This window comes from Thalassospira lohafexi (genome assembly GCF_002844275.1).
Lineage (GTDB): Bacteria > Pseudomonadota > Alphaproteobacteria > Rhodospirillales > Thalassospiraceae > Thalassospira > Thalassospira lohafexi.
The window spans coordinates 1-18,119 of sequence record NZ_NXGX01000009.1; the positions used below are offsets into that span (position 1 = coordinate 1).

Here is an 18,119-nt window from a genome sequence, read left to right on the forward strand (position 1 = left end):
CCCGCCCCGCCGGTTCACCGCGCGGGGTTTTGTGTGTCTGGGGCAAATTTCCTGCGACGATGTCTTAAGGGGGTTATGCCTTAAGACCTGCGCAGCGTGCGGTGTTTCGGATGTGGTTTTGCATCTCTTCGCGTGCGGCATTGGCATCCCCATCCGACAGGGCCTTGATGATGCGCCGATGTTCGCCGATGGATGCGCGCATCCGTTCCGGGTCGGTGATCGGGATTGGTTGGCGCTGGGTTTCGGTGATCTGATCGCGCACGGTTTTATAAAGGTCGCGCAGCATGCTGTTGCTACACGCCTGAACAATCGTGTTGTGAAATTCCAGATCCGCATCGACGTTGGAAATCAAATCCTGTGCGGCCCAGCCTTTTTCCATCTGATCGGTCGCATCTGCCATATGTTCAAGCTGACCGGCCGTAAGGCGATGACAGGCAAGGGCGGCAATTTCACCTTCAAGGATCATACGGGTCTGAAACACGTCAAACACCGTATGGCTTTCGGAATAACGCCACGGCGCCATGTCGCCCGGTGTGCGACTGTCGGGGTCTGTGACGAATGTGCCGCGCCCGGCCTCGGTCTTGATCATGCCGAGCGTCTCAAGGGTCAGCAGGGCCTCGCGCAGGGAGGCGCGTGAGATACCGAACTTCTGTGCGAATTCGCGTTGGGACGGAATTTTGTCCCCGGGTTTCAGGGATCCGTTCTGGATCATTTCCTGAATTTGGCGCGCTACCGTTTGCGGCAGAAGTGTACGGTTGAACATTCCTGCTATTCCTCGTTGCTTATTTTTTATCCAACTGGCGCCATAAAAGCGCATATGACTCATTTTTGCACAAACAATCTTGCATGGGACATTCAAATATGTTTGTTTGGTCAGACTGGTCTGACCAGTTAGACCAGTACTATTCAGGGATGGCTAAAAACACAAGGAAATCATCATGAAATTTCTTACTTTTCTGACGTCTTCAGTCGTTGGTGGGGTGCTCGCACTCTCGTCGCTGTCGTCCGCAAACGCAGCTGACCTGACGGTTGGGGCAAACATCGGCAACGTTCCGTGGGAATTCCAGGATGCCAATGGCAATGTCGTTGGTTTCGAAGTTGACCTCGTCAACGAAGTCGCCAAACGTCTGGGCAAATCGGTTGAATTCGTCAACATTCCGTTCAATGGTCTGTTCCCGGCTGTTCAGTCGGGCCGGATTGATATGGCGGTATCGTCGATCACCATCACCGACAAGCGTCTTGAGTCTGTTACCTTTGCACAGCCCTATTACGACAGTGACCAGTCACTGACCGCCACCACCGAAAGCGGCATTTCCGGTCTGGGCGATATGAACGGCAAGGTCGTTGGTGTTGATACCGGCTCGACCGGTGACATGTGGGCGGGTGAACACACGGGCGAATACTCCCTTGGTGAAATTCGCCGCTACGAAGGCCTGTCACCAGCCATGCTTGATCTGGTCGCCGGTCGTATCGACGGCTACATCAGCGACATTCCAGCCCTGCTGTATTACGTCAAAGACAAGCCGAACCTCAAAGTGGTCGAACGTATCACCACCGGTGAAAAATACTCGATCATGTTTAACAAGGATGCCCCGCTTGCAACCGAAGTAAACGCGATCCTCACCGACCTTAAAAAAGAAGGCTTCATCGCTGCCTTGCATGAAAGCTGGTTCGGCGCAAAACCCGAAGACACCACCTCAACCGTTGCTGTGATGGACATGCCGTCGATTAAATAATCGCCGCGCCTTGATCCTTCAGACCTATGCCGACGGTGAATAGCCGTTCACCGTCGGCGCATATTTTATCGGTGGTGTTATGGATTTATTTTCGACCTTTTTTAACATGCCCGTCCTGCTGAACAGTCTGCCGCAGCTTCTAAGCGGCCTGTTGGTGACGGTTCAAATTGGCATCACAAGCATCATCTGTGGCCTGATCGGTGGTCTTTTTCTGGCCATTACGCGTCTCTATGCCCCGACGATCATTCAGGTGCTTGTGCGCGGTTATATCGATATCTTCCGCTCGATCCCGCTTTTGGTGCTGCTGATTGTTGTCTATTACGCGTTGCCGTTTGTCGGCATTCGCCTCTCACCCTTTTTGTCCGCAGTCACCGCCTTAACACTGGTCTCTGCTGCCTACACGGCCGAAATTTTCCGTGCGGGCATCGAAGCCATTCCCCATGGCCAGTTCGAAGCCTCGGCCGCACTTGGTCTTTCCAACCGTCACACGATGGTTGATGTGATCCTGCCCCAGGCCATTCGCATCGTCATTCCGCCGCTGACCAACAATTGCATCAATGTCATGAAAGACACCGCATTGGCATCGGTTGTTGCTATGCCCGATTTGCTTAAACAGGCAACACAGGCGCAGGCCTTGTCGGCCAACCCGACGCCCTTGATTGGGGCGGCACTTATTTACCTGATCCTGCTGTGGCCGATGGTCTATGTCGTTGCCCGGCTTGAAAAACGCTACAGCAGGGGGCGCTAATGTCTGCTCAGATCAATATCCATAACCTCAAAAAGTCCTATGGCGAATTTCAGGTCCTGCACGGCATCGACCTTGAAATTGCCCAGGGCGAAGTTGTCTGCGTCATCGGCCCGTCCGGGTCGGGAAAATCCACCCTGATCCGCTGCATCAACCGGCTCGAAGCCTTCGATGATGAAAGTGAAATCGCGGTGGATGGGATTGCCGTGGTGCCGGGCAGGGCCCTGGCTGCTGTTCGCGCCGAAGTCGGTATGGTGTTTCAGTCGTTCAATCTGTTTCCCCATATGACGGTACTGCGCAATGTGATGCTGGCCCCGATGCGGGTCCGCCACAGCAGCGTCAAGGATGCCGAAGCCCGCGCACGCGTTTTGCTCGACCGTGTTGGCATTTCCGAGCAGGCCGACAAATACCCCGAAAACCTGTCTGGCGGGCAACAACAACGCGTGGCGATTGCCCGGGCCCTTGCGATGGAGCCCAAGGTTCTGCTGTTTGACGAACCCACATCCGCCCTTGATCCGGAAATGGTCGGCGAGGTGCTTGATGTGATGAAAAAGTTGGCTGGAACCGGGGTCACAATGGTCATCGTCACCCATGAAATGGGCTTTGCCCGTCAGGTCGCCGACCGGGTGATCTTTATGGATGGCGGCAACGTGATCGAAGCCGGACCACCCGCCGAAATTTTTGACAATCCCAAGGAAGAGCGCACGCGCAGTTTCCTGCACGCCGTTCTTGACCATTAAAAACAAAATGAGACGCTTTTCGGAGGAATGCCCCAATGGCCCCAACCAAGTCGCTTGATATGGACTTTGTCCGCAGCCAGTTTCCCGCCTTGTCGAACGGATGGACGTTTTTTGACAATGCCGGTGGCTCGCAAATCCTGAAACCTGCTGTCGATCGCATCAATACGTTTTTGTATGAAAAGAACGTGCAGATTGGCGGATCGTACGATGTGTCACAAAGTGCCGCCGCCGCCCTGCTGGAAGCACGCACCAGTGCGATGCATCTGGTCAATGCCAGCCGCCCCGAAGAAATCGTCTTTGGCAGTTCGACCACGGCGTTGTTGCAAAATCTGGCAAAGGCCATGACCAGCCAGCTTTCCAAGGGCGATGAAATCATCGTCACCATTGCCGACCATGAATCCAACATTGGCCCGTGGGATCGCCTGCAGGATGCCGGGATCAAGATCAAGTTCTGGCCACTCGATCGCGATCAGATGAAGCTTGATCTGGCTGATCTTGAACCGCTGATGACCGACCGTACCAAGCTTGTCTGTGTCACCCATGTGTCCAACATTCTGGGCTCGATCAATCCGATCCGCGAAATTGCCGATTTTGTCCATGCACGCGGGGCGCGTCTCTGTGTCGATGCGGTGGCCTATGCGCCGCACCGCGCGATTGATGTGCAGGCCTTTGATGCCGATTACTATGTCTTTAGCTTGTATAAGACCTATGGTCCGCATTACGCGATGATGTACGGCAAATATGACTGCCTGCTCGAACTCGACACGCTGTATCACTATTTCTATGGCAAGGATAAAGTCCCCGGCAAGCTGGAGCCGGGCAATCCGAACTATGAACTGGCCTATGCCACTTGCGGCATTGTCGATTATCTGCAAACGCTTGGTGAAATGGCGGGTGAAACCGGATCGGTGCGCGCCAAAATTGTTGCCGCCTTTGAGGCTATTGCGCAACAGGAAGATGCCCTGTGTGATCGGCTTCTGACCTATTTGCGCGGGCGCAATAACTGCACCATCGTTGGTCATGCCGACAACAAAGACGGCACGCGCATTCCGACCATCAGTTTCCGCTTTGATGGGCTGGATGCTGATAAGGTCTGCCGCTATATCGATCAGTCAAAAATCGCCATCCGTTTTGGGGATTTCCATTCGCGCCGTTTGGCCGAGTACCTTGAAGTCACCGGCAATGGTGGTTTGGTCCGCGTCGCCATGGTGCATTACAATACGCTTGAAGAAGTCGATAAACTGACCGCAGCCTTCGATAAGATGTTTGACGATCCGTCAGCCAAACTCAGCGCTTAGGGCCAGAAGGAAGCAAACATGCAGTTTGACCGCATTATCAAAAATGGCACCATCGTTACCGCCAGCGACACCTTCGTTGCCGATGTCGGCATCATCGGTGGTAAAATTGCGGCACTGGCCAATGACCTGACCGACAGTGCCGACATCATTGATGCCACCGGGCTTTATGTCATGCCCGGCGGGATCGACAGCCACGTGCATATTGCCCAGCCGTCTGGCGATGGCATCGTCATGGCCGATGATTTTGAAAGTGGCACCCGATCCGCCGCGATGGGTGGCAATACCTCGATCCTGAGCTTCTGCATGCAGGAAAAGGGCGACAGCCTGCGTCACTCGCTTAAGGTCTATCACGACAAGGCAGACGGCGAATGTCACATCGATGTGGCGTTTCACATGATCGTCACCGACCCAACCCCGGCTGTGTTGGGCCAGGAACTCCCGGCATTGGTCGAGGATGGCTATACCTCGTTTAAGGTTTTCATGACCTATGAAAACCTGCGTCTACGCGATGATGAAATCCTCAACACGCTTGATGCGGCCAAAAATACGGGCGCGCTTGTCATGGTGCATTGTGAAAACGAAGACGCCATTCGGTTTCTGATCGGGCAGCACGAAGCCAATGGCGAATTTTCCGCCAAGTCCCACGCGACAACCCGCCCGATTGCCGCCGAACGCGAAGCCACCCACCGTGCGTTGTCGCTGGCGGAAATTGTCGATACCCCGATTGTCATCGTCCATGTGTCGAACCGTGAGGCGATGGAAGAAATCGAACGCGCCCGCGTGCGTGGCAGCAAGGTTATTGGCGAAACATGCCCGCAATATCTGATGCTGACGGCGGACGATCTTGATCAGAACGAGATGGAGGGCGCGAAATTTGTCTGCTCCCCGCCGCCACGCGATAAGGAAAGTCAGGATGCCTGTTGGGATGGTCTGCAACGTGGCGTGTTTGATCTGTTCTCATCCGATCACTGCCCGTTTCGCTTTGACGACCCCGAGGGCAAATTGATTGAAAAGGGTAAGAAAAGCTTCCGCTGGATCCCCAATGGCATTCCCGGTGTGGCAACCCGCCTGCCAATCCTGTTTTCCGAAGGGGTAAAAAAAGGCCGCATTGACCTCAACCGCTTCGTTGCCCTGACCGCGACCAACCATGCCAAGCTGTATGGCATGTATCCGCAAAAGGGCACGATTGCGATTGGCTCGGATGCCGATATCGCGCTTTGGGACCCGGAAAAGAACGTTACCATCACCAATGATTTGCTCGCACAGGGCTGCGACTACACCCCGTATGAGGGGCTGGAAGTAACCGGCTGGCCAGTTCACACAATGGTGCGTGGTAAAACCGTGGTTAAGGATGGTGAACTTTCGGGTGAAAAGGGCTATGGCAAATATTTGGCGCGTCAAAAGTCATCTTTGACGGCCTGATCAAGACATCACATTTTGCGCAGCATTTTGGTTCTTTGGGACTGAAATGCTGCGCTTTTTATATGTTCTTGGGATATTTCTTCAAAAACGAACGCCAAAGTGATCGACGTTAACTTGGAGCCCGAAATACAAAGCTCTTTAACGCATCTTGGCGATGCTTTTGCGAAAACGCATCGCACTAAACGCAAAGAACCCGGTGGCGATAGCAAACACCAATAGGAATTCCGGCCACACCACGTCAATCCCGGCGCCGCGAAACAGGATCGCCTGAGCATATTTTACGAAATGCGTCGAGGGCGAGAACTCCATGATGCTCTGAAGCGTCTCCGGCATGCTTTCAATTGGCGTGCTGCCGCCCGACAGCATCCGAAGTGGCAATACCACCAAAATAAACAGCAACCCGAATTGCGGCATGGAGCGGGTCAAGGTCGCCAGAAAAATGCCAAGGGCAGTGGCAAAAAACAGATATAGCGTGACGCCGGCCATAAACAGAACTTTGGAGCCGATCACTGGCACCCCCAAGATCAGTTCGACCACAAAAATCAGTGACACCATGCTGGCGATCAAAATTACCAGCCCATTGGCCCAGACCTTTGCCATCATGATTTCAAACGGATCAAGCGGCATCACCAACAAATGTTCAATCGTGCCATGTTCGCGTTCGCGAATGAGGGCCGCGCCCGATAAAATGATCGACAGCATCGTGATCGCATTGATGATTTCCATCGTGCTGGTAAACCATGAACTCGTCGCGTTCTGGTTATAGGCATAGCGCGTAACGATCTTGGCCGCAGTATCCTGATTTTTGGCCCCGGCATAGGATGACTTGCCGCCAAGCCATGTTGCAACTTCCTGCGCGACGATATTGCTGACATAGCCCTGACCGATCCCCGCCTGCATCATTGCGGTGGCATCAATGTTCAACTGCACTTCGGGCTTGTGTCCGGCGACCACGTCCTTTTCAAAATCGGGTGGGATCACCAGAACAAAGGTAAAGGCACCACTGTCCATGACCCCGTCAATGTCACGTTCGGCGATCCGGACCGGATCCTGGAAAAAAGGCGCAAGGAATGCATCGGAAATCCGAAGCGACAAGGCCGATCCATCTTGGTCGGCAATGGCGATCGAGGCGTTGTGCAAATCATGCGAGAACCCGGTGGCGGCGTTATAAATCGCAAAGGTAAACGCCCAGAATATCAGGATGATCAAAACCACATCGCGCTTGAGGCTATAAAGCTCCTTGATGCCAAGGCGGTAAATATTGCTGATCTTTCTGCCCAGCATGCCTTACGCCTCCTGCTTTTTAAGAAGCAGCATCGAAAGCACGGTCAGAACCGGGAAAAATAGCGCAAGATGCAGCAGTTCGGGGTACAGCGCGGCAAAGCCAAGCCCCTTGGTGAAGGCGCCGACACTGATCGACATGAAATGCGATGTCGGAATAATGACCGACAAAACCTCTGGCGCGCCTTCAAGCGATGACACAGGCTGCATCATCCCGGAAAACATCACCGATGGCACCATGGTGATAATTGCTGTGCCAAAAAGGGCGGCGATCTGCGTGCTGGTGAACGATGAAATCAAAAGCCCTAACCCGGTGGTGGCAAATACAAACAACACAGCCCCCAGCAACAGGGTAAATTCATTGCCCCGGATCGGCACGCCAAACCAGAACAGTGCCATCGCGGTCATCAAGACAAAATTGACCATTCCCAACCCGACATAAGGCAATTGCTTGCCCAACAGGAATTCAAGCCGCGATACCGGTGTGACATAAAGATTGGTGATCGATCCCAGTTCCTTTTCACGCACCACCCCGACTGCCATCAAAACCGCAGGGATAAACATCAAAAGAAGCGCAATCACCGAGGGCACCATCGAAAAGATGCTTTTGAAGTCCTGATTATAGCGATACCGCGCTTCAATCTGCATCGGCTGGGCCTGATTGGCGTTTCCCACGTCACGTTTGCTATGTTCGGTAAGGTATCGATTGTGAATCCCTTCGACATACCCATGGATGGTTTCGGCACGAAACGGCATGGTGCCATCAATGGTCGCGGCAATTTCCGGGCTGGCACCGCGGCCGACATCGCGGCCAAATCCCGGTGGAATTTCAATTGCCAACGCAATGTCGCCCGACAGCAACCGTGCCTCAAGATCGTGATTGCTGATCAGTGGCGGCTGTTCTTCGAAATACCGCGATCCGGCCAGATTTTCGATATAGGTCCGGCTTTCCGGTGTCTGGTCACGGTCAAGCACCGCATAGGTCAGGTTTTCAACATCAAACGTAATCCCATAGCCAAATACCGGCATCAGGATAGCGGTCCCGATCAGGGCGAACATTAACCGGATCGGATCGCGCACAAGCTCCATCGTTTCACGTAGGGAATAGGCCCACAATCGCCGAAAACTAAACAACGATGCCGTGGCAGGCTGCCAGCCTTCCACGCTTGTTTCATCTGCCGACAGGGTGGAAAGGGGATCGCTATCCGTATCATCCTCGTCGCCCTCTCCACTGGCTTCTTCCAGATGGCTAATAAAGGCTTCTTCAAGTGTGTCGCAGCCCCGTTGTTCCGTGATCGCAGCAGGGGTGTCACTGACTAAAACCTTACCGGCATGCATCAAGGAAATGCGATCACACCGTTCGGCTTCATTCATGAAATGGGTGGAGATAAAAATCGTCACCCCCTGATCGCGCGAAAGCTCGACCAATAATTCCCAGAACCCGTCGCGCGCCACCGGGTCAACGCCCGATGTCGGTTCATCCAAAATCAGGATTTCCGGGCTGTGAATGATGGCGACGGCCAATGACAGGCGCTGTCGCACACCAAGCGGAAGCTGTTCGGCCAATTCCGCATGATATTGGACCAATCCAAACCGTTCGGATAAGGCATCTATGCGCGGGGTGATGTCTTTGGCGGGTAAGTGAAACAGCCGGGCATGCAGTTCAAGGTTCTGCAAAACCGTCAGTTCAGAATATAACGAAAAGGCTTGGCTCATATAACCAACCCGCCGGCGCAACTCGATATCCTGCCCGTCCACCGGTTTGCCAAACAGTTCTGCCGTGCCCTCGGTTGCGGCCAAAAGCCCGGTCAGCATTTTCATGGTGGTGGTCTTGCCACACCCGTTGGAGCCGAGAAACCCGAAAATCTCGCCTTTTTCAATGCGAAAGCTGACATTGTCCACGGCGATAAAATTGCCGAACCGCTGGGTCAGGTTTTCCGCAACGATGGCCGGTATATCCCCATGAACCGTGCGCGGCGGGATTTGTAACGCGTGATGTCCGTGCCGCTGGTCTTTGGGTAACAGTGCAACAAAGGCGGCTTCAAGGGTGTCGGTTTCGGTTTGCGACAACAATGCCTCGGCGGTCCCGGTTGCAAGGATCTTCCCATCATTCATTGCCACCAAATGATCAAACCGTGCGGCTTCATCCATATAGGCGGTTGCCACCAGAACCGTCATCTTGGTTTGCGATGTCTGGATGGTATCAATCAGCTGCCAGAACTGTCGCCGTGATAACGGATCGACCCCTGTTGTCGGCTCATCCAAAATCAGGATTTCCGGATCATGGATCAACGCACAACACAGGCCGAGCTTCTGTTTCATACCGCCCGAAAGCTTGCTGGCCGGGCGCTCGGTAAACAGCGACAGGCCGGTGGCCTTGACCAGCCGGGTGATCCGTGCATCGCGTTCGCGTTTGCCCTGCCCAAACAAGCGGCCAAAAAACTCAAGGTTCTCGCGGACCGTCAGATCCATATACAGGTTCTTGCCAAGCCCCTGCGGCATATAGGCAATTTTGGGCAGCACACTGTTGCGATGCGTGGCTTCCGCCATCGACCCGCCAAGGGTTTCAATCACCCCGTCCTGTCCTTTCCGCGCGCCTGAAATCAGCGCAAGGGCAGTGGATTTACCCACCCCGTCCGGGCCAATGAATCCGACGGTTTGCCCGGCGGGGATCTCAAGGCTGATCTGATCAACCGCGCGGACCTTGCCATAGCGATGGCTGACATCGCACAGCCGCACGGCCAGAGGCACCTTGGAACCGGTCGAATGGCTCATTCCTGCAGGCTCCGGCGTAAGGCGGCGTCATCGGGCAGGTTTGGCATCAAGTTTTGTGGCCAGTCATTGTGGTCGGCCAACATGATATAGGTTTCGCCGGGCAGGCCGGTTTTTACCCGTTTGATGTGTTCGGCAAGCAATGCACGGTCAATACGCACCGTGACGCGAAACATCAATTTATCGCGTTCTGATTTTGTTTCGACCTCACGCGGGGTGAACTGGGCATCATCGGCGACGAACGATACTCTGGCCGGGATGACAAATTCCGGCGCGGCATCCAGCACAATACGCGCCTCATTGCCGACAAAGGCCAATCCGGCCTGACGGGTGGGTAAAAACACATTCATATAAACATCGGTCAGATCAATCATCGTGATGACCGGGCCGCCGCCTGCCAAAACCTCGCCCGGTTCGGCAAGCCGATACTGAACGCGCCCGTCACGCGGTGCACGCAGGACAGAATCGTCAATCTGAACCTGAATGCGGCGCTGTTCGGCCTCGGCAGCCTCGACATTGCGTTCGGCACTGGTCAGGCGCGATTGTGATGCGCTCAGCGCCGCACGTGCGACATCCCGGTTGGCCCGGCGCTGATCGACCTGTTCGCGCGAGATATTGTTGTTTTTGACAAGCTCATTGGCCCGGGTCAGTTGCTGGTTGCTAAACGAAAGCTCGCTTTCGCGTTGAACAATTTCGGCCTTGGCTTCTGCAATGCCCTGCTTGGCACTGGCGACTTCGGCGGCGGCCTTGGCCTTGCTGGCCATAAGCTCGGCGGTATCCATGTGTGCCAGAACCTGACCGGCAGTCACACTGTCGCCTTCATCAACCAAAACCGCGTCCACCCGTCCGGCATATTTGGTTGCCACCCGAATTTCCTCAGCCTCAATCCGGCCGTTGCCAGACGCGATATACCCCGGAAGCTCGGATTGTTGTGATTGCCAGTACGTGTAACCGCCACCGGCAGCGACAACGATCACGACAAGGACGATCAACACACCACGCAGGCTTTTCATTCCACTCTCCAAAGACAGGGGCAATGCAACAGTAAAACAACCACTGGTCGCGCAATCTGACCAGAGTTCACTTTACGATGCAACGCAACAATTTATGGAATGATCCTAGGTGGCGGGTGAAAAGCAATCTTTGATCTTGAACAATCGCGTTGTTAATTCGGCGCAGCGGACATTGGGTGGAACGCAAAAACGACGGATCCGGGGCGTGAATGATCACATCGCCAAATCAAACACCATCAGCCCTGAAATTTCACCCTCGGCGGCCTTGACCAGTTCGGCTCCAAGCGCCTGATGGGTAGGATGTGCTAAATAGGCATCGCGGGCGGCTTCATGATCAAAATCAATGCAAAACCCGTGGCGGAACCCTTGTTCAAGGTTTTCCGGGCTGACCGAAACGCCGCCGTCAAAGCCCCGCATTCCGGAAATTTCCCGGCCAAGGTCGGCCAGCGCATCAAACAGGCTGTCGATGACATTCTGGTCAATGCCGGATTTGAATTTGATCAAGACAATATGACGGATCATCGGCGGTTCCTTTGCAAAGCATAACACCCGATGTTTCCTTTAATCGAGCCGTGCTGTCAATGTTGGCTGGCACGGTACGTTCCATCGGGCATTTAATCGGGCTTGCAGTTTTCGACCAGTCGTGTTGAATGCATTCAGTGTTCCCGATATCCATGAACACCACGGGCGACACCGTGGCCCAACCCGTCCCCGGCAGGAGGCCCCACATGCTGCTGACGTTTGAAACCGCACTTGGAATGCTTGCCGGTACGCTGACCACGATTGCCTTCCTGCCTCAGGTCATCCGGACATGGCGCACCCGATCAACCGCCGATATCTCGCTTGTGATGTTTCTCGTGCTGTGCAGCGGCGTTCTGCTGTGGCTGATTTATGGCTTGTTGCGCGGTGACTGGCCGGTGATCATTTCCAATGCCGTGACCATCCTTTTGGCGGGCACCATCCTGTTCTTCAAGTTGCGGCACGGCTAGAAACGGCCTTGATCGCGTCCCCAATAATCGACACACCCTGATCAAGTTCATCGCTACTGATCGTAAGCGGCGGGGCAATGCGAAACACCCCGCCCATGCCCGGCATCTTGACGATGTTCATGCTAAGCCCGCGTTTAAACGCCTCGGCCATGATCGCAGCCCCCATGTCGTGATCGGGTTCGCGGTTGCCGGTTGGCTTGATGATTTCCATCCCCAAAAGCAACCCGCGCCCGCGCACATCGCCGACACAGTCATATTGATCCTTAAGTTGTGATAGCCCGTCAAAAAGCTGCGCGCCCATCTGACCGGCCCGCGCGACCAGATTTTCATCGCGCACAACGTCCAGCACGGTTAAACCGACAGCCGCGGGCAGGGGGTCGGACACATGGGTGGTGTAAAACAAAAAGCCTTTCTCATGTGCGGCTTCTTCGATGGCCGGCGTGGTCATCACGGCCGATAACGGCAAACCCGCCCCGATGGTTTTGGACAATGTCAGGATATCGGGTGTCACCCCGTCACGCTGAAACGCAAACATATGGCCGGTGCGGCCAATCCCGGTTTGCGCTTCATCCAAAATCAAAAGCATCCCGCGTTCTTCGCATTTCTTCTTAAGTGCTGCCAGATACCCTTTGGGCAGCTCCAAAATCCCGCCACTTGATAAAATCGGCTCGGCGACAAAGGCGGCAAGATTGCCGGTCGACTGGTTGTCCACCAGCTCAAAGGCATCATCAAGCTCCGTCTGCCAATCAAGCGACCCATCGGCATGTTTAAACCGCGGGCGAAACGCATTGGGGGCCGGAATGGCAAAGGACCCAACGGCAGCCGGGCCATATCCCTTACGCCCGGCACTATAGGTTGCCGATGCCGCCACCCCGGTCATCCCGTGCCAGCTTTTGGAAAACGCCACGACCTCATGCTTGCCGGTCACAAGCTTGGCCATGCGAATGGCGGCCTCATTGCTTTCCGCCCCGGTCGACAGCAACAACACCTTTTCCAATCCCGGTGCCAGTTCCGCCAACCGTTGCGCCAGATCAACCACCGGACGGGTCAGCATGCTGCTAAACAGATGGGCGACCGTTTCAACCTGTCTTTGCACGGTTTCAACAATGCGCGGGTGCCCGTGGCCCAAAACCGCCGACATTTGCCCGGATGTAAAATCAAGGATCGCCCGCCCGTCGGCGTCATACACAAACGATCCCTTCGCACGCTCGATAATCGCCGGATCAAACGGGCTGCCATAACGGATCAGATTGTTTTTCGCGGCATTCCAGAATTTCGGATCGGTGTTGTTTGACATTGGGGGCTCCCGGCAAGATGCATGTTGCGTTCAATGCAGTCGATCTTATCGGCTGGTGATTTCTGCGTAAAATTGATAGTTATGGCATTCTGGTATTGGAAAAATTGATAGTCAGAAACGCTAACCATGCAAACGCCCCTTGACCTCAAACTGCTGACCACCTTTGTCCGCGCGGCCCATTCGGGCACGCTCAGTGCGACCGCCATTCAGGTCGGGCGCACCCAATCGACCGTCACCATGCAAATTCAGCGGTTGGAAGAAACCCTTGGCCAAAGCCTGTTTCACCGAAGCGGCAGTGGCGTGCATCTGACCGGGCATGGCGAACGGTTTCTGGGCTATGCCGAACGGATTTTAAAACTACAGGACGAAGCCCTTTCGGCCTTTTCCGATCAGGGACTGCGCGGTGCGATCACTTTTGGCTGCCCCGAAGATTACCTGATCGCCTTTTTCCCGGCCTTGCTCAAAAGCTTCGGGACGATCTACCCCGACATCGAAATCAAGGTCGTCTCGGCCCCGACACCGGACCTGCACCGATTGCTGCATGCACGCCAGATCGACATGGCACTGGTCTCTGTTGCCGACCCTACCGCAACCGATATCGCGCGGACCGAACAACTGGCCTGGGTCGGCAGCAAACCAACGTTGGAGCTCCATGATTTCGGCATGGGCACACATGGCCCAACCACCCCCATCCCGCTCGCCCTTGCCGCCTCAAACGCGCTTGATCACAAGGCCGCCTGCGATGCCATGGATGCAGCCCACATGCCCTATAAAATATCCTATGCCAGCAACAGCCTTGCGGGCCTGATCGCGGTTGCGCGTTCCGGGCTTGCCATCAGTGTCATGATGCAAAAGGCGGTCCCCACCGACCTTTTCATCCTCAAATCCCCGTTGCCGCCCTTGCCCAAACTGGGCCTTAAAGTCGCGACGGGCGAAGGACCCAAAAGCCCGGCCATCAACGCCTTTGGCGATCACATTGGGAAGTTGCTGCCGTTTTTGTGAGCAATTCTGACCCGTTCTCAGATGTGCATTGACCACCATAAATTGCGGAAATTTCAGATTCCAGTATTTGAGATAGTTGTAATGAATGGTACAAAATAAGAACAAACTTAATTTAAACAGAGCTTGTCGTGGGTTATGTTAGAAAAACTTGAAAATTCGCAGGCGCCTCTTGCTCGCTCGAGTAGCAATTCCGGCCAAGATCATTTTGAATATGTCGATCTTGCTCCCACAGACAAAGCCGACCCTTCTGGAATATATTCCGACGCGCTGTTCGAAGCGACCGAGAACCCAAATGTGTTCAATATTGCTCTTACCGGACCGTATGGTTCGGGAAAAAGTAGCATCATAAAAACCTTTCTCAAAAGGTATGAAAACGACAGGTTCTCTAAAGACAAAGTGTTGCAAATCTCGTTGGCTGCATTTTTACCGGAAGCGGGACCTGTCGACGGTAAGATGACAGAAAACAAAAGCGATTCCGACAAAGGAAAAGTTAGCAAGCAGGAGATAGAGCGAAGCATCTTGCAGCAGATGCTTTATGGTGCGGATGCTCACAGCCTTCCACTATCAAGGTTTAAGAGAATTCGGTCGCCGAGGAAATGGTGGTCACAGTTTGTCGCACTGTTTATCGTCCTGGGGCTGTTGGCCTGTTGGTACCTGATTCAGAAGCAAACTTCGATCTTTGATAGTTTGTTTTATCGGTCAATCAATCAGACTAATTGGTTCAATGTTGGCTGCGTCGCCTTAGGATTTTTGTTTGTCTGGCAAATACTGCATCAGATTTACATCAAGAGTCTTGGCGTCTCGTTAAAAAGCATCTCGCTCAAGGATATAGAGATAAAGCCAGAGGCCGCCCACGAAGAGTCCATTCTCAATCGCCATCTGGACGAGATCATATATTTCTTCCAGTCCACGAAGTATGAATTGGTCGTGATTGAAGATTTGGATCGTTTCAATAACCCCGATATTTTTGTGACCTTGCGTGAGATCAACAGTCTGATCAACGCCAATGCGGGAGTCAAAAGACAGATACGTTTTCTCTATGCGCTTAGGGACAACATGTTTGTGAACACGGATCGAACCAAGTTCTTCGAGTTCATTGTTCCCGTCATACCGATCATTAACAGCTCCAACTCAATTGACAAAATCATTGAACAAGGCAAGCGCTTGTCTCTGGAGCAGCGTCCGAACCAGCAGTTTGTTAGGGAAGTTTCGCGCTATCTTAATGACCTGCGGTTGATACAGAATATCTTTAATGAATATACGATCTACCTCAAAAACCTGGATACGGATAAGGAGAACATTCTCGATCCGAACAAGCTCCTTGCCATTCTGATTTATAAGAACGTGTTGCCAAGTGACTTCGAAGAACTGCACCGGGAAAAAGGGAAGCTTGCCGAGATACTCAGCAGGCATGATGCGCTGATTGCCAATGCTGAACATGTCTACAGGTCACGGATATTAGAACTTGAGCGGCAGATGAGAGACGCTGAACAGCAAGTGTTCTCCAATTTGGAAGAACTCCGCAAGATTTACGCGATGACTTTGATAGACAAGATTCCACAAGGCTACGCGTCGCTTGAAATCAATGGAAGCTGGATCGATCCGATGCCGTCTCTTTGGAAACAAAAAGGTTTTGACCAGATATTTGAAAAACAACAAGCCAGATACCGCTCACGTCATAACCATTTTCAGTTCTTAGATCTCGTTGCCTTACAAAATGAGGTCAACGCGGACAAAACCTACCAACAACGAAAACAAGAGGTCGAACACAAATCTGACGAGTTCAGAAATAGTGCTTCGAAGGACATCAGGGAACTACGAGCCAAAATTTCGACTCTTCGAATGACAAAATTCAATGAACTTATTCGAACCGACACAGAGGGCACCGAGGAGCTATTTGAGGCCTTTGGTGAGAGCAGGGAACTTATCAAGTTTTTGGTTTTTGAAGGGTTTTTGGATGACACTTATTATCAATACACGTCTCTTTTCCATTCCGGTCGCCTCTCACCTAATGACAACAAGTTTCTGATCCAAATCCGGGCTTTCAATAATCCCGAGCCAGATTTTCAAATCGACAATCCGAAGGAAGTCATCGCTGCCATGCGCGACGATGACTTCGGACAGCATTTTATTCTCAATGTGATTCTTGTTGACTGTATGTTGAGTAACCCAAACGAGTATGATCAGCAGATCACACGGTTATTGGAATTCATGTCTTCAAATTTTGACGCATGTGAGGCCTTTTTCCCAACCTATTATGAGAGGGGAAAGCGTATTTCGGAGCTGACATCCGCACTGCTCGATAAATGGCCCGGCTTCGTCTCAGCCGTACTTGATAGCTCAGATAACATCACTCATGTTGCAAGGCTTATTGCCCATCTACCCGAAGAACATCTCAAATCGTTGCATCAAAAAGATGACCAAATATCGGAGTTCATCTCGACACATTTGTCTGAGGTTCTGGCATTGGGAGTTGATTTCGAGCCTGAGCGTCTCAAGCTGCTTCCTCTCGAAACACAAGAGTTAAAGACTATCAAGTCATATCCGGCAATAGTTCGGCTACTAGCTGATGAAGGGCTCTATAAAGTTTCCATCCAAAACATCGAATTTATCTTTCGAGATGTATTTGATTTGCCCTCTGCGGACGAGCTGGAAGTCAAACATTACTCGACCGTATTAAACAGCGGTAGCACGGCCTTGATCACCAAGGTTGAAGACGACTTCGAACACTATCTAAAGAGCATTCTTCTCGCGCTTGAAAACAATACCGAAGAGGACGTTTTAACGATCATCAAGGTGCTCAATTGCAAGGAGATCGAAGGTGAATATCTTGAAGCTTTCCTCGAAAAACAATCGGCAAAACTACCCTCACTTGATGACGTTCCGCCACGATTTCATAAACCGATATTCAAGTTGCAAAAGATTGAAGCATCATGGGACAACTGCCTCGCGTTTGGTGCCAGCGAGACTTTTGATTCAGAAACTCTTTCGGGTTTCCTTCAAATAGATGATACCCAAGCCGAGCTTTCTACAGTCATCATTGATGAAGATGAGTCCACGTTACCGTTGTGCCAATTCTTGATCAATAACAACGAATTGGAAGAGGGTATATACAGAGATTATGTCCGAACGATTCCTTCGCAGTTCCAGCAGTTTCCAGCCGATATTGATCCGGGAAAATTGCTTATACTCATTGAAGAAGAGAAAATCACCTTTTCCGAGTCGGCCTTTGCCCATTTGGCGGGGTTCCCCGAGTATCAGGTGTTGTTCACAGCGAAAAATATCGACGCCTACTTTGAGAGCAAGGATCAAGTCTCGCTTAATGATGACTTCCGTGAGGAGTTGTTGAATTCCGATATTCCTGACAATCAAAAGCTAAAAATCATTAAAGAGATGGACTTGACGTTGATTACCGACTTGCCGTCCCGCGCCGCTCTCATAGGAAGGCTGTTTCATCGTACTGACGCCGATATCACTCAATTGACAGGAGAGGCTGCTCAAGCTGCGATCATCAATTCAAAGCCGATCGAAGTACAGGTCTCACTCTTCAATAAATGTCATAAAATTCTATCCAACGATCAAATCAGGCAGACGCTACAACAAATGCCAGTACCCTTTCCTGACTTCGAGCCGGGATACAAGCGACCAACGTTAACAAAAACGGAAGCCAATGTTGAGTTGGTGGAATGGCTTGCTAAGCGTAAAATCATCTCTTCTTGGAGTGACTCATTCTTCGGTCAGAGAATATACGTTAACAATTATAGACGATGAACAATTGTGGTTCTTGAGCACAGCAAAATTCTGTTTTGCATCGGGTGTTGAGG

At 52.6% G+C, this 18,119-nt stretch carries 14 protein-coding genes; 8 read left to right on the plus strand and 6 right to left on the minus strand.

The genetic code is table 11. The annotated features are described in order from the left end of the window. Positions 1-73: 73 nt before the first annotated feature. Positions 74-763: a FadR/GntR family transcriptional regulator gene (locus tag COO92_RS18820; protein ID WP_101304532.1), complete on the minus strand. Its 690-nt coding sequence runs from the start codon at positions 761-763 to the stop codon at positions 74-76. 175 nt (positions 764-938) lie between these two features. Here COO92_RS18820 and COO92_RS18825 point away from each other — a divergent pair, with 175 nt between their 5' ends. The 5 genes from COO92_RS18825 to hydA all read left to right on the plus strand — a co-directional run bounded on the left by COO92_RS18825 (position 939) and on the right by hydA (position 5,941). Then, positions 939-1,736 (plus strand): ABC transporter substrate-binding protein, encoded by a 798-nt coding sequence (locus COO92_RS18825; protein WP_101304533.1) that lies wholly within the window; start codon positions 939-941, stop codon positions 1,734-1,736. Positions 1,737-1,815: 79 nt separating this feature from the next. Further along, a complete protein-coding gene (locus COO92_RS18830) occupies positions 1,816-2,484 on the plus strand; it encodes an amino acid ABC transporter permease (RefSeq protein WP_101304534.1) in 669 nt (222 codons plus the stop codon). Continuing rightward, entirely contained in the window at positions 2,484-3,221 is a 738-nt protein-coding gene (locus COO92_RS18835) for an amino acid ABC transporter ATP-binding protein (protein ID WP_101304535.1), read from the plus strand. The genes COO92_RS18830 and COO92_RS18835 overlap by 1 nt, the downstream gene beginning before the upstream one ends. Before the next feature lie 35 nt (positions 3,222-3,256). Continuing rightward, entirely contained in the window at positions 3,257-4,519 is a 1,263-nt protein-coding gene (locus tag COO92_RS18840) for a cysteine desulfurase-like protein (RefSeq protein WP_101304536.1), read from the plus strand. A gap of 18 nt (positions 4,520-4,537) precedes the next feature. Further along, on the plus strand, positions 4,538-5,941 hold the full coding sequence (gene hydA, locus COO92_RS18845; RefSeq protein WP_101304537.1) for a dihydropyrimidinase: 1,404 nt from the start codon (positions 4,538-4,540) through the stop codon (positions 5,939-5,941). Positions 5,942-6,079: 138 nt separating this feature from the next. Here the strand turns inward: hydA and COO92_RS18850 are convergent, their stop codons facing one another. The 4 genes from COO92_RS18850 to COO92_RS18865 form a co-directional block, all read right to left on the minus strand. Beyond that, positions 6,080-7,225 (minus strand): ABC transporter permease, encoded by a 1,146-nt coding sequence (locus COO92_RS18850; protein ID WP_206186438.1) that lies wholly within the window; start codon positions 7,223-7,225, stop codon positions 6,080-6,082. A gap of 3 nt (positions 7,226-7,228) precedes the next feature. Next, entirely contained in the window at positions 7,229-9,997 is a 2,769-nt protein-coding gene (rbbA, locus tag COO92_RS18855) for a ribosome-associated ATPase/putative transporter RbbA (protein WP_101304538.1), read from the minus strand. Continuing rightward, a complete protein-coding gene (locus tag COO92_RS18860) occupies positions 9,994-11,007 on the minus strand; it encodes an HlyD family secretion protein (protein ID WP_101304539.1) in 1,014 nt (337 codons plus the stop codon). Before COO92_RS18860 ends, rbbA begins: the two co-directional genes overlap by 4 nt. A 213-nt stretch (positions 11,008-11,220) precedes the next feature. Next, positions 11,221-11,529, minus strand: coding sequence for a Dabb family protein (locus COO92_RS18865; RefSeq protein ID WP_101304646.1), 309 nt, complete (start codon positions 11,527-11,529; stop codon positions 11,221-11,223). A 206-nt stretch (positions 11,530-11,735) separates the two neighbouring features. Between COO92_RS18865 and COO92_RS18870 the strand changes: the two genes are divergently transcribed. After that, positions 11,736-11,996 carry a SemiSWEET transporter gene (locus COO92_RS18870; RefSeq protein ID WP_022730396.1) on the plus strand — a complete coding sequence of 87 codons (261 nt, stop codon included), beginning with the start codon at positions 11,736-11,738 and terminating at the stop codon, positions 11,994-11,996. Here COO92_RS18870 and COO92_RS18875 read toward each other — a convergent pair. Further along, positions 11,977-13,293 (minus strand): aspartate aminotransferase family protein, encoded by a 1,317-nt coding sequence (locus COO92_RS18875; protein ID WP_101304540.1) that lies wholly within the window; start codon positions 13,291-13,293, stop codon positions 11,977-11,979. The two genes, COO92_RS18870 and COO92_RS18875, sit on opposite strands and share 20 nt — an antisense overlap. Before the next feature lie 126 nt (positions 13,294-13,419). Here COO92_RS18875 and COO92_RS18880 point away from each other — a divergent pair, with 126 nt between their 5' ends. Continuing rightward, on the plus strand, positions 13,420-14,295 hold the full coding sequence (locus tag COO92_RS18880) for a LysR family transcriptional regulator (protein ID WP_101304541.1): 876 nt from the start codon (positions 13,420-13,422) through the stop codon (positions 14,293-14,295). Between the two features lie 135 nt (positions 14,296-14,430). Then, on the plus strand, positions 14,431-18,066 hold the full coding sequence (locus COO92_RS18885) for a YobI family P-loop NTPase (RefSeq protein ID WP_206186439.1): 3,636 nt from the start codon (positions 14,431-14,433) through the stop codon (positions 18,064-18,066). Positions 18,067-18,119: the final 53 nt, after the last annotated feature.

What these genes read in the sequence shown, in the direction of transcription:
- COO92_RS18820 (WP_101304532.1), bottom strand. Translation starts at nt 763, where the DNA reads ATGTTCAACCGTACACTTCTGCCGCAAACGGTAGCGCGCCAAATTCAG.
- COO92_RS18825 (WP_101304533.1), top strand. Translation starts at nt 939, where the DNA reads ATGAAATTTCTTACTTTTCTGACGTCTTCAGTCGTTGGTGGGGTGCTC.
- COO92_RS18830 (WP_101304534.1), top strand. Translation starts at nt 1,816, where the DNA reads ATGGATTTATTTTCGACCTTTTTTAACATGCCCGTCCTGCTGAACAGT.
- COO92_RS18835 (WP_101304535.1), top strand. Translation starts at nt 2,484, where the DNA reads ATGTCTGCTCAGATCAATATCCATAACCTCAAAAAGTCCTATGGCGAA.
- COO92_RS18840 (WP_101304536.1), top strand. Translation starts at nt 3,257, where the DNA reads ATGGCCCCAACCAAGTCGCTTGATATGGACTTTGTCCGCAGCCAGTTT.
- hydA (WP_101304537.1), top strand. Translation starts at nt 4,538, where the DNA reads ATGCAGTTTGACCGCATTATCAAAAATGGCACCATCGTTACCGCCAGC.
- COO92_RS18850 (WP_206186438.1), bottom strand. Translation starts at nt 7,225, where the DNA reads ATGCTGGGCAGAAAGATCAGCAATATTTACCGCCTTGGCATCAAGGAG.
- rbbA (WP_101304538.1), bottom strand. Translation starts at nt 9,997, where the DNA reads ATGAGCCATTCGACCGGTTCCAAGGTGCCTCTGGCCGTGCGGCTGTGC.
- COO92_RS18860 (WP_101304539.1), bottom strand. Translation starts at nt 11,007, where the DNA reads ATGAAAAGCCTGCGTGGTGTGTTGATCGTCCTTGTCGTGATCGTTGTC.
- COO92_RS18865 (WP_101304646.1), bottom strand. Translation starts at nt 11,529, where the DNA reads ATGATCCGTCATATTGTCTTGATCAAATTCAAATCCGGCATTGACCAG.
- COO92_RS18870 (WP_022730396.1), top strand. Translation starts at nt 11,736, where the DNA reads ATGCTGCTGACGTTTGAAACCGCACTTGGAATGCTTGCCGGTACGCTG.
- COO92_RS18875 (WP_101304540.1), bottom strand. Translation starts at nt 13,293, where the DNA reads ATGTCAAACAACACCGATCCGAAATTCTGGAATGCCGCGAAAAACAAT.
- COO92_RS18880 (WP_101304541.1), top strand. Translation starts at nt 13,420, where the DNA reads ATGCAAACGCCCCTTGACCTCAAACTGCTGACCACCTTTGTCCGCGCG.
- COO92_RS18885 (WP_206186439.1), top strand. Translation starts at nt 14,431, where the DNA reads ATGTTAGAAAAACTTGAAAATTCGCAGGCGCCTCTTGCTCGCTCGAGT.